General features: G+C 29.9%; 16 protein-coding genes. 6 read left to right on the forward strand and 10 right to left on the reverse strand.

Features of this window, described 5'->3' with window-relative positions:
• Positions 1 to 23 precede the first annotated feature (23 nt).
• From H0I29_RS10290 to aspS, 4 genes are read right to left on the reverse strand one after another with little or no spacing between them, the layout of a single operon-like run.
• Positions 24 to 1,250, reverse strand: coding sequence for a hypothetical protein (locus H0I29_RS10290; protein ID WP_218752212.1), 1,227 nt, complete (start codon positions 1,248 to 1,250; stop codon positions 24 to 26).
• Positions 1,237 to 3,708, reverse strand: coding sequence for a DUF2339 domain-containing protein (locus tag H0I29_RS10295; RefSeq protein ID WP_218752213.1), 2,472 nt, complete (start codon positions 3,706 to 3,708; stop codon positions 1,237 to 1,239). The genes H0I29_RS10290 and H0I29_RS10295 overlap by 14 nt, the downstream gene beginning before the upstream one ends.
• 49 nt (positions 3,709 to 3,757) lie before the next feature.
• Positions 3,758 to 4,465 (reverse strand): DUF6503 family protein, encoded by a 708-nt coding sequence (locus tag H0I29_RS10300; RefSeq protein WP_218752215.1) that lies wholly within the window; start codon positions 4,463 to 4,465, stop codon positions 3,758 to 3,760.
• Between the two features lie 46 nt (positions 4,466 to 4,511).
• Positions 4,512 to 6,266 (reverse strand): aspartate--tRNA ligase, encoded by a 1,755-nt coding sequence (aspS, locus tag H0I29_RS10305; RefSeq protein WP_218752216.1) that lies wholly within the window; start codon positions 6,264 to 6,266, stop codon positions 4,512 to 4,514.
• Between the two features lie 333 nt (positions 6,267 to 6,599).
• Between aspS and rsmI the strand changes: the two genes are divergently transcribed.
• Positions 6,600 to 7,277 (forward strand): 16S rRNA (cytidine(1402)-2'-O)-methyltransferase, encoded by a 678-nt coding sequence (rsmI, locus tag H0I29_RS10310; protein ID WP_218732681.1) that lies wholly within the window; start codon positions 6,600 to 6,602, stop codon positions 7,275 to 7,277.
• 72 nt (positions 7,278 to 7,349) lie between these two features.
• On the opposite strand, the gene H0I29_RS10315 is transcribed toward rsmI, so the two are convergent.
• The 3 genes from H0I29_RS10315 to H0I29_RS10325 are packed head-to-tail and all read right to left on the reverse strand — an operon-like array spanning position 7,350 to position 8,801.
• Positions 7,350 to 7,847 carry a hypothetical protein gene (locus H0I29_RS10315; protein ID WP_218752217.1) on the reverse strand — a complete coding sequence of 166 codons (498 nt, stop codon included), beginning with the start codon at positions 7,845 to 7,847 and terminating at the stop codon, positions 7,350 to 7,352.
• Between the two features lie 38 nt (positions 7,848 to 7,885).
• Entirely contained in the window at positions 7,886 to 8,308 is a 423-nt protein-coding gene (locus H0I29_RS10320) for a hypothetical protein (RefSeq protein WP_218752218.1), read from the reverse strand.
• Positions 8,289 to 8,801: an RNA polymerase sigma factor gene (locus H0I29_RS10325; RefSeq protein ID WP_218752219.1), complete on the reverse strand. Its 513-nt coding sequence runs from the start codon at positions 8,799 to 8,801 to the stop codon at positions 8,289 to 8,291. The genes H0I29_RS10320 and H0I29_RS10325 overlap by 20 nt, the downstream gene beginning before the upstream one ends.
• A 119-nt stretch (positions 8,802 to 8,920) precedes the next feature.
• On the opposite strand from H0I29_RS10325, the gene H0I29_RS10330 reads away from it, so the two are divergent.
• Positions 8,921 to 9,262, forward strand: coding sequence for a HopJ type III effector protein (locus H0I29_RS10330; protein WP_218752220.1), 342 nt, complete (start codon positions 8,921 to 8,923; stop codon positions 9,260 to 9,262).
• Positions 9,263 to 9,386: 124 nt separating this feature from the next.
• Entirely contained in the window at positions 9,387 to 9,965 is a 579-nt protein-coding gene (locus tag H0I29_RS10335) for a uracil-DNA glycosylase family protein (RefSeq protein ID WP_218752221.1), read from the forward strand.
• Here H0I29_RS10335 and H0I29_RS10340 read toward each other — a convergent pair.
• The gene (locus H0I29_RS10340) at positions 9,927 to 10,937 is read right to left on the reverse strand and encodes a hypothetical protein (RefSeq protein WP_218732687.1); all 1,011 of its coding nucleotides are present in this window, start codon (positions 10,935 to 10,937) and stop codon (positions 9,927 to 9,929) included. The two genes, H0I29_RS10335 and H0I29_RS10340, sit on opposite strands and share 39 nt — an antisense overlap.
• A gap of 196 nt (positions 10,938 to 11,133) precedes the next feature.
• Positions 11,134 to 11,724, reverse strand: coding sequence for a carboxymuconolactone decarboxylase family protein (locus H0I29_RS10345; RefSeq protein ID WP_218752222.1), 591 nt, complete (start codon positions 11,722 to 11,724; stop codon positions 11,134 to 11,136).
• 69 nt (positions 11,725 to 11,793) lie between these two features.
• Here H0I29_RS10345 and H0I29_RS10350 point away from each other — a divergent pair, with 69 nt between their 5' ends.
• The 3 genes from H0I29_RS10350 to H0I29_RS10360 are packed head-to-tail and all read left to right on the forward strand — an operon-like array spanning position 11,794 to position 14,503.
• Positions 11,794 to 12,804 carry a dipeptide epimerase gene (locus H0I29_RS10350; protein ID WP_218752223.1) on the forward strand — a complete coding sequence of 337 codons (1,011 nt, stop codon included), beginning with the start codon at positions 11,794 to 11,796 and terminating at the stop codon, positions 12,802 to 12,804.
• A gap of 2 nt (positions 12,805 to 12,806) precedes the next feature.
• The gene (locus H0I29_RS10355) at positions 12,807 to 13,829 is read left to right on the forward strand and encodes an aminotransferase class I/II-fold pyridoxal phosphate-dependent enzyme (RefSeq protein WP_218752224.1); all 1,023 of its coding nucleotides are present in this window, start codon (positions 12,807 to 12,809) and stop codon (positions 13,827 to 13,829) included.
• 14 nt (positions 13,830 to 13,843) lie between these two features.
• The gene (locus tag H0I29_RS10360; protein WP_218732691.1) at positions 13,844 to 14,503 is read left to right on the forward strand and encodes a peptidoglycan recognition family protein; all 660 of its coding nucleotides are present in this window, start codon (positions 13,844 to 13,846) and stop codon (positions 14,501 to 14,503) included.
• Positions 14,504 to 14,588: 85 nt separating this feature from the next.
• Here the strand turns inward: H0I29_RS10360 and H0I29_RS10365 are convergent, their stop codons facing one another.
• Positions 14,589 to 16,100 carry a SusD/RagB family nutrient-binding outer membrane lipoprotein gene (locus H0I29_RS10365; RefSeq protein ID WP_218752225.1) on the reverse strand — a complete coding sequence of 504 codons (1,512 nt, stop codon included), beginning with the start codon at positions 16,098 to 16,100 and terminating at the stop codon, positions 14,589 to 14,591.
• Between the last annotated feature and the right edge of the window lie 3 nt (positions 16,101 to 16,103).

Here is a 16,103-nt window from a genome sequence, read left to right on the forward strand (position 1 = left end):
ATCGATAAGAAATTATTTATAAATTAGTTTTTTTCTTGATGCTTTACATCTTTTAATAAGTCTAACGCAAAGTAGGTTATTAAAACGCCTACAAAAATAATACAAACCCACATAAAAACAGCTGTTTCCCAAAAAGGTTTCTCTTTTATAATTACAGGTGTTGCTCTCGTTTTAATAAAATTATTTACGGATACTTCTTCTTCTATGATTGATGTTTTTTCTGATATAAAATTACCTAAGTCATAAGAAGGTTTAGAGAAGGTAGTATCTATTATTAGTTGATATTGTTCCTTCTTTTTTAAGTCAGATATAATATAAACAGGCTTTTGTAATAAGGTAATGTTTGTAATTTCTAAACTAGGATTGTCTTTGTTTTCGATTTCTATAATAAATTCTTTTTCATTTAAATTATTTAAGAAAAAGGTGTTTTCTGTTTTAGAATTTAACTGAAAGTTAGAAACTATTTGCTGATAAGTTTCTATTCTCTTCTTTATTTTACGTTCTTTATTTATAATTAGTTTTGCATTACGTTGATAAAAATCGGTGTTAATATCAAATGAAATACTATTAATTTCATGAGAGTTGTTAGATGTAAATTTAATCTGAGTTACTTTTCTGTCTTTTAAAAGCGTAATTTTCTGACTAAAATCTGTAAGTGTAATTGGTGTTTCAGAAAAATAGTTGTTGATGTATTTACCAATACCCAAAATGTTTATTGGTAAAGAATTTTTGTCGTTAAAGGCTATTTTTAAGAATTGATAAGTTGTTGTAGGAAAATTTATTCTTTTTTCTAAAGATGATTTGTTGGTACCATTGTTAAGGTATAGCGTATTGTTAGAGGTAATTCCGAACCATGTTTTTGCATCATTACTTCCAAAGAGGTTATATTTTTTAGAAATATCTGTATTCGCAATTTTTAAAGTAAGATTCGTTAATTTTTCCTTCGTTATATTTTCTATTAAAACCGTAGTAACAGAATCTTTAATTCTTTTGTTTGATACAATTTTGATAGGTGAAAATGTAGAGAATAATTGATCTGAATGATATTTTAAAACATAAGGTACTTCCTTGTTCTCATTATCTTTTATTCTGATAAAATTAAAATTATTTTTACTTGCAGATCTTACTTCTGGTGTTAGCATTATTTTATGCAAACCGTCTTTCTCAACACTGTTTAAAGAGCCTTTATAATTCTGACTAAAACAAGTTAATCCGATAAAAAAAACGATTAAAAAGCTATATTTCTTCATCTTCTTGAGTTTTGTCATTTACTAATTTTTTTATTTTTTGATACACAAACGAAATAATCAAGATTAAAACACCTAATAATATAAAGGCGACTATTTTTCCTGTTTCAGAAGCGTTTTGAATATCGTATGCAAATAGTTTTATAATGGTTATTCCTAATAAGGAAAGAGCAATAATTCTTAAGTTTTTCCATTGTTTCTTAATTCCGATAATTAAGAATATAAAGGAGAAAATTCCCCATAAAATAGGATACCCAATTTTAATTATTTGGTCTTGTACTGCATCTATTTTGTCATCTATAATATCGTATTTTGAGTAATCATTTGTTTGTGCATTTAACTCAGAAATAATTGAAGAATTATCAGAAAAATGAACTCCATGTACCATAACTTCGTTACTTAATGTGTAAACAATTGCAAAAACAAAAAGCCATGGCAACCATTTACTTCGCGTTGGTTTTATATTGAATACCGTACTTGTCTTTTTAAATAATTGAACTCCAAAATAAATAAGAGATGCTAAAACTATATAATGTAAGTAAAAAGCATAATTACTATGTATAGAAAGTGCAAGGTTTTCTGTAACTTCATCTGTTGGCAGCTTGTAGAAGTTACCTATATAAACGAAAATTGAAATGCAACTGATTAATAAGACTGCTTTTTCTATGTTTTTCTGCTTAAACTTTTCTGTAAAAAATAATAAGAGAGCTACAAACACAAAATGATATGCAACGGGAAAAGATAGGGCAGAAGCTGTATTTTCTAAAAATTGATGAGCTTGATAATCAATTTCTAAAGCACCTGTAAAATACGCAACTAAAACAAAGGTGATTAAAACAATGGTTTTGTAAAAATTTATTTTTAAAGTGAAATATTTAGTTACCATATTTCCTTCTTTTTTTAGTAGCCAATAGGTTAAAATAAGAGAAATACTAACTACAAAACCAGCTATAAATAATGGATTAAAAACTACCGATAATTCTTCTGAATACGTGTACAATTCCCAATCTAGTAGCAAACTAATAATGGATAAAACTTGCACTATTATGGCACCTAGTTTAAATGATTCTATTTTAGATTTTTTAGACAACCAAAACAATAAAACTACTTCTGCTGCCCAGAAAAGAGTAATTTGGTTTCCGTTAAATTGAATAGGAATGGTTAACGTAACAAATGTTAATGCCAAACCAATTAAAATATAAATGGCATTTTTATCGAGTCCGAATTTTTTGTATAAAATAGTAGCATAAGCTACATTGTAAACAGCCAATAATAAAGTAAACAATCCCGTAAACTTAGAATCTAAATCTTTTAGAATTACCATTCCAATTCCAAAGAAAATAAAGGTATTTGCTATTAAAATAAAGTATTCAATTTTAGAAAATACTCCTTTGTTTTTTAAGTTATTTAGAACAATAGTAAGACTAAAAATAAAGTAAAAAATGGTAGCAAAAGTTAAAGCGCCATTATGCTCAAAACTGTCTTTATGGATGTTTAAGAAACACCAAGAACCAAATAAAATAAAGGTAAAAGCAAAATCTACAATCGTTGCTATTTTCCACTTTTTAAAATAAGAGATCGCAAGAATACCTAAGTTTAAGATAACGATATAACTAAATAGTACCACATAATTTCCTTCTCCAGTACTTAACATAAAAGGAGCTGCAAAACCACCAATTAAAGATAAAACAGCCAATTCTTGTCTGTTATAAGAAACGGAAACTAAGGCACTAAAAGCCGTAATTACTGCCATAATACAAAAAGCAACGGTCTGACTAAATAATTGGTATTCATGGAAGGCAATATAAATAGTAAGGTAAAGAACACTAATTGCTCCTGCTACTAAAACAGAACTAAAGGAAGCATAATTTTTCTTTAATTTATGTGCGATCATCATAATTAGAGAACCACATAAAACGCCAATTCCTACTCTTGCAGGTTCGTTAATCCAATCTTTATCAATAGCGAATTTTACAAAGAAACTAATTCCTAAAACAAGAATTAAGACTCCTATTTTATTAATTAAATTCTCGCCTATAAATTTCTCTAAATCCGGATTTTTCTCTTTAAAAGATGCTATCCAAGATTTTTTAGGAATCGCTTTTTCTTTCTTTTTCTCTTCTCTAGTATTTGCTTTTTTATCAGTAACTATTGGTGCAGCCTTAGCATCAGTATTTAAAATAGGTTTTACTACTTCTGGTACTTCAGAAACAAAAATAATGGGTTCCTCTTTTGCTACAACAATTGGTGTTGTTTTTTCTAAAGGCTCCGTTTCTTTTAGAGTAACAGGTTCGCTTTTATTTTTTAATACTTCTTCTTTAGAAGTTGATTTTTGCTGTAAGTCTCGTAATTTATCATCTAATTGAAAAACAGAAGTCTGTAAATCTTTCAATTTAGAACTAATATTTTTGTTTGTAATTAGTAGATAAATAATGATAAAAATGAGTAATACTATTTCCATACTTAACAACATGTTTTTTCTATGATTAGAATAAAGTAAAGGATTTCATTTATTTTTGTGAAGATAAGATATCGGTTCCTAAGTAGCCATTATCTTTATTGTAATACCATGCTCTGGTTTTAGGCATTTTCACACCATTTATTGTTTTTAAATCAGAAAGTAAAATGTATTCTCCGCTATCTTTTGTTTCTTTAAAAAACTGATAGACTTCCATTGCATATGTAGTCGGATCAAAATAAAAGTACCAAGTATCTTTACCAACTTCTTTAGAATAGGTAGCTTTTAAAACTAAATATTTTTTTCCTTTAAAGGTTTTAGTTTCTACTTTTTGATGGATAATAGTTCCTTTGTCCTTAAGCTTCATAGGCAAACCAAATAAAAATGTATAGTAATTCTTATACATTTTTGCCCGTTCAGGATTTAGATTAAATTTCTTTTTAATTTCTTCTGACGGATTTTTATTACCATTAAAGCTAAAACTAGAAATGCCCTTATCTATAGTGTATTCAGTAGTAATTGTATCTCTAACTGCTTTTACAGAAAAGTATTCTTGGGGTAAGTTAATATCAATTTTACTTTTTCTACTCGATTTTTCAGGAATTTCCATGGTTACAAAAAGTGTTCCTTTAAAGGTAGGCCAATTTCCATTTGGATCATGAAATTGAATCGCTTTATCTAACAATTCATCACTAGTAATTTTTTGCGAAAAAGAAGTGATTGAAATAAAAAGGAGTAAAAGTATGGTTAGTTTTTTCATAACTTAAAAGTAATAAAAAATCCCGCAGAAGCGGGATTTAAAAATTTTATGCTTGAATATTAAGTTTTAAGCTTAATTCTTTTAATTGGTCATCATCAATAAATGCAGGTGCATCAATCATAACATCTCTACCAGAATTGTTTTTTGGAAATGCAATAAAGTCTCTAATAGTTTCTTGTCCGCCTAAAATAGCTACCAATCTATCCAATCCAAAAGCCAATCCACCGTGAGGAGGTGCTCCGTATTCAAAAGCATCCATTAAGAAACCAAATTGAGCTCTGGCATCTTCTTCAGAAAAACCTAAATGCTTCAACATAGTTGCTTGCATTTGTTTATCGTGAATACGAATAGAACCACCACCAATTTCGTTACCATTTAAAACCAAATCGTACGCATTTGCTTTTACAGCTCCAGGATCTGTGTCTAACAATTCCATTTGCCCAGGTTTAGGAGAAGTAAATGGGTGATGCATTGCATGGTAATGCCCTGTTTCTTCATCTAACTCTAATAAAGGAAAGTCAATTACCCAAAGCGGAGCAAATACTTTAGGATCTCTTAAACCTAAGCGTTCTGCTAATTCCATACGTAAAGCAGATAATTGTGCTCTTACTTTATTAGTTTCTCCAGATAAAACACAGATTAAATCACCAGGTTTTGCACCGGTAATTTCTGCCCATTTTGCTAAATCTTCTTGATCGTAGAATTTATCTACAGAAGATTTAAAAGTTCCATCTTCGTTTACACGTGCGTAAATCATTCCTAAAGCACCAACTTGCGGACGCTTAACCCACTTAATAATATTGTCTATTTCTTTTCTTGTGTATGCGTTTCCTCCAGGTACAGCAATACCAACTACCAATTCAGCGCTATTAAAAACACCAAAATCTTTATGTTGTGTAACTGCGTTTAACTCGCCAAACTCCATTCCAAAACGGATATCTGGTTTGTCATTTCCATACAATTTCATTGCATCGTCATATAACATTCTAGGGAATTTCTCCACTTCAACATTATTTACTTCTTTCAGTAAGTGACGCGTTAATCCTTCAAAAATATTTAAAATATCCTCTTGCTCTACAAACGCCATTTCACAGTCAATTTGTGTGAATTCTGGTTGTCTGTCTGCACGTAAATCCTCATCTCTAAAGCACTTTACAATCTGAAAATATTTATCCATTCCACCAACCATCAACAATTGTTTAAAGGTTTGTGGAGATTGGGGTAACGCATAAAATTGACCTTCATTCATTCTACTTGGCACCACAAAATCTCTTGCGCCTTCAGGTGTAGATTTAATTAAATAAGGCGTTTCTACTTCAATAAAGTCTTCATCAGAAAGATATTTTCTAACTTCCATTGCCACTTTATGACGGAAAATTAAACTGTCTTTAACAGGATTTCTTCTAATGTCTAAATATCTGTATTTCATACGGATATCTTCTCCACCATCCGTTTTATCTTCAATAGTAAAAGGAGGCGTAATAGATGCGTTTAAGATTTCTAATTTAGAAACCAACAATTCTACAGCACCAGTAGCCATTTTGTCATTTTTAGACTCACGCTCAATAACGGTTCCTGTAACCTGAATCACAAATTCTCTACCAAGAGATTTTGCTTTCTCCATCATTTCCTTTGGCGTACGCTCTTCATCAAACATTAATTGCGTAACTCCGTATCTATCACGTAAATCTACCCAAATCATAAACCCTTTATCACGGCTTTTTTGTACCCAACCCGCTAAGGTAACTTCTGTATTTATATGCGATGCGTTTAACTCGCCACAAGAATGACTTCTATACATTTCTTTATTTTTATATTGGTGTCTACCATTTTCTCAATGGCAGAAGTATCATTAATTGAAGCTGCAAAAATAATCATTTTCTATTGAATATTAGTTTTTTGGGCGTTCATTTCTAAACAGAAATGCCCCGCTTTCCGCACTCGCTTTTTTTATTCAGAAAAAGAATAAAAAAGAGCTCAAACAATTGCTGCAATCGGTAACGCAAAATCCGTACAATTCTTTGTAAATTTGTAGTATAGAAGAATTAGAAACTTCTCAATACAATTTTATTAAAACAACTATCAGTTATCTTTTTTTGATTACTGATAATTGATATCTGATAACTAAAATAAGATGAGTAAATTATATTTAGTACCAACACCAATAGGTAATTTAGAAGACATGACTTTTAGAGCAGTACGAATTCTAAAAGAAGTAGATTTTATTTTGGCAGAAGACACACGTACAAGTGGTAAACTTTTAAAACACTTTGAGATTGCTACACAAATGCACAGTCACCACATGCATAACGAACACAAATCTGTAAAAGGAATTGTGCAAAGAATACAAAACGGAGAAACTTGCGCTTTAATTTCAGATGCCGGAACACCTGCAATTTCAGATCCTGGTTTCTTACTAACCAGAGCTTGTGTAGAAAATAATATAGAGGTAGATTGTTTACCTGGAGCAACAGCTTTTGTACCTGCTTTGGTAAATTCTGGGTTGCCAAATGATAAGTTTGTGTTCGAAGGTTTTTTACCTGTAAAAAAAGGAAGACTAACTCGATTTTTATTATTAGCGGAAGAAACAAGAACTATGATTTTTTACGAATCTCCACATAAATTAGTAAAAACACTTGGGCATTTTGTAGAATATTTTGGAGCTGATAGACAAGTTTCTGTAAGTAGAGAATTAACAAAAATGTTCGAAGAAACCATTAGAGGAACTGCAACCGAAGTTTTGGCTCATTATACAGCAAAACCACCAAAAGGAGAAATTGTTGTGATTGTGGAAGGGAAGTCTTCTAAATAAATTATTAATTACATAAAATCCCAATAATTAGAAATTCTATTTATTGGGGTTTTACATAAAACAACTGATTGATTACATTTTTTTAGTAGTAATTATAATGACACCATTTGGTGAGTTGTATTTTTCTATTGCTTTTTCTCCTTTTAAAACTTCCATCTTTTTAATAGTATTAGGACTTATAGTATCTAACGTTTTTCTATCTGTAACTTTACCGTCAACAATTACCATTGGTGCGTTTTTATCAGTAATAGTATTCTTGTTTTTCTCTATTTTAAGGTTCGAAATTCCAGTTGCTTCTAACTCTTTTGTTTTTATTAAAATAACACCATTCGGTGCATTGTATTTTTTTAGAGCTTGTTCTCCCTTTACAACAAATACAGACGCTATTTTATTTTGATCAATTAAATCCATAGGAAAATCGAATACTTTACCGTCAATATAAATAGTAGGCTTAGCACCTTCTTTTAACTTTACATAAATATTTTCTTTCCCTTCTTTTTTCTCTTCTTGAGCTGTAATTATTTTTGATGATAACAACATTATAATAGCGATAAATAGTACTTTTTTCATTTTTTATAATTTAATATTAATAATTATTTTTAGTGGGTTTACTCTATTTTAGTGTATACAATTATCAAGTCACTTTCAATAAGTACGCTAATTGGTTGTACTTCTTGTTCTGTAAACATATTTTTAGCCTCGTTTAGTAAAGCTTCTTTTTCTCCGTAACTCAAACCGTTATCACTTATATTATTTATATAAAGTGTGCTGATTAATAAGATTGATGCTGCAGCTGAAATTAGTCCAATTTTAAATCTATTTTTTTGAGTTGTTTTTTTATCAAAAGATTTCCATAAATCATTATTAAAATTATCAGGAGCAACTTTTTTGTTCTTTTTTACAAAAGTAGCCACTGCTTTAATGGCGGTTTCTGAATCATCTACGTTATCAAATAAAAGCGCTTCCTCTTTTAAAGAACTTGTACCTAATTTATATTTTGTAATTAAGTTTTTAATATTTTCCTCTTTCATAACTATATGTTTTTTCTAATTCAACACCTATTTGTTTTCTTGCTCTAGAAAGTAAAACTCTAACATGTTCAACTTTAATTTCTAATGCAGCAGCTATTTCTGTAAACTCGTAAGCATCTAAATCTCGCATCATAAAAACTTCTGTTTGTTGCTTTGGTAATTTTTTAAGAATTTCTAAAATAATTGTATTTAACTCTTTCCATTCTATATTGGTGTAATCTTTTTTAGATTCCAAAATCTTAAAATAATCTGTAGCATCGTCTAATACAAAAGGTTTTTTCCTTAAAATATCGATGCAGTAATTACGTGCTGTTAAAAATACAAAGCCATTAATATTAGGATGCTTTTCTACTTGTTTACGTTTCTGCCAGAGTTTTAACATTATTTCTTGAATTGCATCTTCTGCATTAGCAGAACCAAGCATACGGGCAACCATAGGAAATAAACGTTCCGATAATGAAAATACTTTATGTTTAAAATCTATCTTGTTCATTCTTTTTATATAACGAGGAAACTTATGATTTTATAACAAAGAATGTTGTTTTTATTTTAAATTTGAAGAAAATTACTGGAAACAAGTACGTAAATATATAATTTCTTTAAAACATTAATATGATTATTCAAGAATTAAAAACCAAATTAAAATCAAACCCAACATCAATTAACTTTGCAGACACCATGCAAGTGATTGAAGATAATTTCAACTTTACGCCAACTACTTTTATAAACGGAGACATTAAAAATAATGCAGGCGAGAATTCTGGTTCTTGTAAATTATTTGCTTTTGCTGTTGCTCAAAAATTAACAAAAGAAGAAACCTTATTTTGTTTTGGAGAACATTATAAAAATGTTTTAGATGATGAAAATGGAGATTCTCATCAGAATATTAGAAACTTCATGAAAACAGGTTTCGATGGTTTGTCTTTTGAAGGTGTCGCTTTAGAATTGAAATAAGCTTTTTTTTAGATTTCGAATGTCATTTCGAAATGAGTTTTTCAACGATTGAGAAATCTCATATTAAAAAGCTATTTATTGTAGTTACTTTGTTTTAAAAAATAAAAACTACTATTTTTAGAGAATGCAAAGCCTTTTATCAGAAATAAAACAATGTACCATTTGTGAACCTAATCTAGATTTGGGAGCAAACCCGGTTGTTAGTGCTCACAAAAATTCTAAAATTGTTATTGTTGGGCAAGCTCCAGGAACAAAGGTTCATAAATCCGGAATTCCTTGGGACGATGCAAGTGGAAAACAATTAAGAAAATGGTTGAATGTTTCTGATGAGGAATTTTATGATGTAGAAAAATTTGCCATTGTACCAATGAGTTTTTGTTATCCGGGAAAAGGAAAAAGTGGAGATAAACCACCACGTAAAGAATGTGCACCAAAATGGCATCAACAATTATTTGAGTTAATGCCAAATCTAGAACTGATTATTTTAATAGGAATGTATGCACAGAACTATTATTTAAAAGACAAAGCTAAACGTACGCTCACAGAAACGGTAGATAATTATCCGGAGTATTTGCCTAAATATTTTACATTGCCACATCCGTCTCCCAGAAATCGGTTTTGGTTGACTAAAAATCCATGGTTTGAGAAAAATGTAATTCCGGAATTAGAAAATAGGGTTCAAAACATCATTAGGAGAAAATGAAAGAGAAAGTCTTGTTTTTCGATTTTCAATCTTTTGATATAAAGTATTAAAAAACTTTTGTCTTTCTACAGAGGCATCACCAGAAAGGTTGTTAGAAAACTCTATTTGCGTTTTAAAATGTTGTTCAATCTGGTTTGTTGTATTTTCATCACTTATTCTAAAATAACTTAAATTAGTATAGGGCACAAAAATCTTTTTTTGAGTTTCAGATTTCATAATTACCGTATTTAATAGTGGAACTAAATTGTTGTGGTATAATTGGTAACTACTTTCACTATGGTTTCTTTTTTGATTTTTTGCTTGTTCTTCAATTACCTTTAATGAATCTACCAAACTATCAGCAATCATTATTGACTCTGGTTTTGTGGTGAGACCTATGTCAAAAAAATATTGAATTTGATTTAAAATATTATCTATCGTAGAATCACTCCATATTTCTGTTAATGATATTTTATTGTATCCTTTTAAAAAAGTCTTGTGTTTTTTCAAAATTTCAGAAGAGGGCGTAAATTCCGAAAAAGGCATTTTTTTAATATTAGAATCTTTAGTAGATATATTAATTAAAGCAAATATTCTAAACATAGAAAAAAAACCACTGCCCGCATGATACAGAGGGTAGTCTTTAAGAGAGTTTATTAATAGTGCTTTTCTCGACTCTTGTAATTTTTGAATTTCATTAGATGATTTATCTAAAAAAGTTTGTAAAAAGTCATCTTCAATTATATGATGAGTTTTCTCTACAATAATCCTTTTACTATTGTTGGTAGATAATAATAAGGTGTTTAAATCTATATTGTAATGATTTGCAAGTTTTAACGTTTCAGCTAAATTTAATGCTGTTTTTCTGTTAACCCTTCTATATGCAGCATCATAACTTAAATCTAAAACCTCTGCAATTTTATCTATAAAAGAAACGTTTTTAGGGAGTTTCTGTTTAATGTAATTAAATAATTCTTCTTCTGAGCTTTTCATTTAGGCCTTTTTTTTCGTACTTAAAAATCACAAAAAAAACATTTATTTTTTGTGAAATACACAATTTTAAAACTAATGTTTTCTTTACTTTTGTGTACTAAATTTGAAAAGGTTGGGGGACCTTAATAATTTATTTGAACCTCCTCACTTTTATAGTGAGGAGTTCTTTTTTTTTGAAAAATAAATGTACTGCTTTTTATTGATGTTTACCAACTTCAAAACCATGTTTTCCTAAATATTGATCTCCGCTATCAATTGCATCTTTTTCTAAGGTTGTTCCCATGGAATCATTCCAACGATTTAAGTATCCAAAAAGGGAAATTACACCTAACATTTCTACAATTTCACCTTCATCCCAATACTTATATAATTCATTTTTAATTTTTGCGTCAACAGCATTAGGTACCATAGAAGCAGCTAAAGAAAAATCTAATGCAGCGCGTTCAGCATCAGAAAAAGCAGGGTGTGTTTTGTATTCCCAAATATTATCTAATTGCTCTTGTTCTGCTCCGTAACGTTCTGCAGCTCTAATGGCGTGGGCTTGGCAATATCTACAACCGGTAGCATTACTAGAAACCCAAGCAACCATTCTTTTTAATGCAGATGTTAACCTGCCTTCATTTGCCATAACGGCTTTATTTAAGTTGATGAAAGCTTTTGAAATTGCAGGTCTTCGCTGCATTGTTAAAACAGAATTTGGGCAAAAACCTAAGGTCTCATTAAAGAATAGGGCTAATTCTTTTGTTTCTATATCGTGTTCTGCAGATAATGGGGTTACTAATGGCATATTTATGATTTTAAATTTATTTATGGAATTCTATTTTTATAACTTTACGATAAATATAACTGTAAAAAAATGGAAATAAAACTGCATTCTTATAATCTTCAATTAAAACACACTTTTACAATCTCTAGAGAGTCTCATGACTTTCAACCAAGTTTAGTTGTAGAGTTAATTTCAGATGGATTTTCTGGTTTTGGTGAAGCAACTTCAAACCCTTATTATAATATTACTGTCGAAAACATGATGGCTACTATTCAACAAAACTTACCTTTTATTAAGTCTTTGTCGGGAGAGGAACCTGCTAATTTTTGGCAAAAACTACAACCGTTATTTGCTGAAAATATGTTTGCTTTATGTGCTTTAGATATTGCTTTTAATGACTTAAATGCACGTAAAAAAGGAAAAAAACTATATGATGTTTGGGGGTTAAATACCGATAAAAACCCAATGACAGATTATACTATTGGTATCGATTCTGTTGAAAAAATGTTAGCGAAGATGAAAGAACTTCCTTGGCCAATTTATAAAATAAAATTAGGGACTAAAAATGATATTGAAATAGTAACTGAATTAAGAAAACATTCTGATGCAATTTTCAGAATTGACGCCAATTGTGGGTGGACTGCAGATCAAGCAATAGAGAATTCTTTTAAATTAAAAGAATTAGGTGTAGAGTTTTTAGAGCAACCTTTAAAAGCAGATGATATTGAAGGCGCTAAAAAATTATTCGAAAATTCTGCTTTGCCAATAATAGCAGATGAAAGTTGTATTGTAGAGAGTGATGTAGAAAAATGTTTTGGTTTATTTCATGGTGTAAACGTAAAGTTAACAAAATGTGGAGGTTTAACACCTGGTAAAAGAATGTTGGAAAAAGCCAAAGAATTAGGTTTAAAAACAATGGTTGGTTGCATGACAGAATCTACCGTAGGTATTTCTGCAATTGCACATTTATTACCTCTTTTAGATTATGTAGATATGGATGGTGGTTTGTTATTGAAAAAAGACATTGCTAATGGAATTACTATAGATAATGGGGTAATTTCTTATGCTGATGAAAATGGAACCGGAGCTTCATTGTTATAAATATGCAATTAGAAAAAGTACCAACTACAACAGCTTTTTTAAGCGGAAAAGAATATTTGTATTTTAGTGGAACTTCTTATTTAGGAGCTGCGGCTTTACCCGAGTTTCAAGAATTACTTTTTAAAGCTATTCAAAAATGGGGAGTTTCTTACGGAAGCTCTAGAAGTGCAAATATAAAATTAGCTATTTATCAAAGAGGTGAAACTTACTTGGCTAATTTTTTGCAAACAGAAGCTGCTGTAACAGTTTCATCAGGAACTTTAGCAGGTCAATTTGCTATAAAAATATTAGACACGTTTGTAGATGCTTTTTATTTTATGCCAAAAACGCATCCGGCAATTTTGCCGGAAAATGCGTTGCCTGTTTTTAATGATTCGGAATTAAATCCATCTTTAAAAATAATCAAAAATAAAAAAATAAGTATTGTTTTAGACGGAATTGCTGCATTTGAAACAACACCGTTTTCTTTTGATTTTTTAAATGAAATAGACATTTCTAACACCATTTATCTACTGATTGATGAATCTCATAGTTTGGGTGTTTTAGGAGAAAATGGAAACGGAATTTCTAATTTAGTGCCAAAAAGAAAAAATATAAAAGTGATTATTAGTTCTTCTTTAGGAAAATCTTTTGGTGTTAATGGAGGTATAATTGCAGGAGATTTAAGTTTTATCAATCTTATCAAAAAAGACAATCTTTTTATTGGTTGCGCGGGTATGAGTCCTGCTTTTTTAGAGGTTTTTGTAAATACTCAACAAATTTATAAAAAGCAATTGGTAAAACTGAAAAGTAATATGGAGTATGTATATCATCAGTTAAAAGATAATAAAGCAATTACTATTGATAAAACGTATCCTGTTTTCTTTCATTCTGATGAACAAATAGAACAAATTCTGTTTGATAAAGACATTCTGATTACCTCTTTTTATTACGCAACAAGTGCTAAAAAGTTTAATAGAATTGTTTTAAATGCGAATCATACTAAAGTGCAATTAGATGTTTTAATCGACTCAATTAATAACTAATATAAATTTTACAAATGAAAAAAATATACCTTTTACTACTATTAATTAGTGCTGTTGCTTGTAAAGAAGACCTAAAAATTATAGATAAACCTATAGATTTTGGAGAGTTAAGGGAACAATTAACGTTAGAATATTTAGAATCTCATTATGGTATTGTTCAAGATTCTCCAATAATTACTCCTAAGATGGTAGTAATACATTGGACTGCGATACCAACATTAGAAAAGTCTTTTGGAGCATTTGTAAATACAAAAATAGGAAGTCACAGAACAAAAATTAATACTGCTAGTCAGTTAAATGTTTCTTCTCAGTTTTTAGTTGATTTAGACGGTACAATTTATAGATTAATGCCAGAAAATTTTATGGCAAGGCATGTAATTGGTTTAAATCATTGTGCTATTGGAATAGAAAATGTTGGTGGTACAGAATCTACACCTTTAACCGAAAAACAATTGGAAGCGAATATCTGGCTTGTTACTTATTTAAAAAATAAATACGAGATAGATTACGTAATTGGTCATTATGAATATACTAATTTTGAAAATCATGATTTATGGTTAGAAAAAGACAATGGCTATAGAACATTAAAAACAGATCCAGGAAAAGACTTTTTAATGAAAATTAAAAGTGCTACTAAAGAATTAGGATTTAAAGAAGTTCCGGTGAAAGAATAATATTTTTTTTAAAAAAATATAGAATAAGAAAAGCATCAGAAATTATTTCTGATGCTTTTCTTTTGATCTAATAAATTATAGTTGATTATTCAGCTACATTCCACCAAAGAGGTGTTGTTAATCTAACATTTGCAGTATTATCTGGCATGTTTTCGTAATTTCTATCTTCTTCATTGTATTCATATACCATTGCCTGAATCCAATCATTTTCTCCAGGGAAAATAGCTAAATTTACATTTATTGGTCTTTCTAAACCAGGATAAATTGTATTGCTATAATCCATTCTTCTCATGTCTACCCAAGTCTCAGGGTCAAAAAGTAATGTAATGTATTTCTGAATCATAATATGAGATAATGTAATACCAGCTTCTCCTACTTCTGCATCCATTTTAGCTAAATAAGCTGCTGTTTCAGTTCCTGTTGCTTCCGCTTTTTCAAAATCTGCCTGAATTCCTGCTTTTAAAGCAGTATAAGCACCAGAGTTATCTCCTTTTCTTAATCTAGCTTCTGCTTCTATGTATTTTACCTCGCTATATGTCATTAAGTAAGTTGGAGCAGTAGGGCTGGTGTAAAAACCACCATTTCCAACAGAATAATTATCACCACCATCTGTATTATTAGGTAAAGGACCTTCTCCTGTTCTAACACCTTGGTATCCGCCATTTACTGCTTCTGGTATAATAATTTTAAGACGAGGATCCTCATAAGGAGTATCTAAGTCTAATGAGTTTTTTAATAATTCTACAAAAAAGTGAGAAAAATAATCTACTCTAGAGCTTCCGTAACCTCCTGTTGCATAAGGTTGGCGATCATTTTCTGCTTCTCCACCACCATAAGATCTAAATGCATTGTCTGCATTAGATTGTAAAGCTTTAGAACATGCTTCTATAATTGCATCTGCATCGTAAGCCATATCACCAGAACTTTTCTTAGATAAATGGTTTAAATAACGAGCCTTTAAAGCATAAGCTAATCTTGTCCATTGTTCTTTATTTCCATTATAAAAAACATCACCTCCGTTAGCATTTAATTCAATGTTACTTGGTTGGTTAATTTGTGCAATTGCTTCATCTAACATTTCTATGATTCCTTGATACACTGCTTTTTGAGTTTCAAATTCCGGAGTTAAGTTTAAAGAAGATACTCCATCATAAGTTTCTGTAAAAACAATGTCACCATATTGATCTGTTGTTGTACCAAAACCATAAGCTCGTAAGATTTTACCAACTGCTATAAAGTTTGGAGAGTTATGTTTTTCTCCTAAAACAATTAAATCTGCAGTGTTAGGTAAGGAATATACGTATGCATTTTGCCATAAAAAATAGCTACCTGTAGTTAAAAAGCTACTCCAAGTTTCTGAATAATAGTTGGCAACATTTTGCGCTCCATGTTGTGTAATTCCCAATACCTCTCTACTACCTCTATAGATAACACCTGTAAACATGTTTTCTATGGCACCTTTTATACGGTATTGAGGTTCTAATGATTGTGTTGTTGGTGCAGTTACAGAACTATTTACATCGAAATAATCTTCTGAACATGATAAAAACACGATACTAACTAATAGTATAAAAGTTGTATATTTTAAATATTTCATTTT

The sequence above is a fragment of the Polaribacter sp. R2A056_3_33 genome, assembly GCF_019278485.1.
Taxonomy (GTDB): Bacteria; Bacteroidota; Bacteroidia; order Flavobacteriales; family Flavobacteriaceae; genus Polaribacter.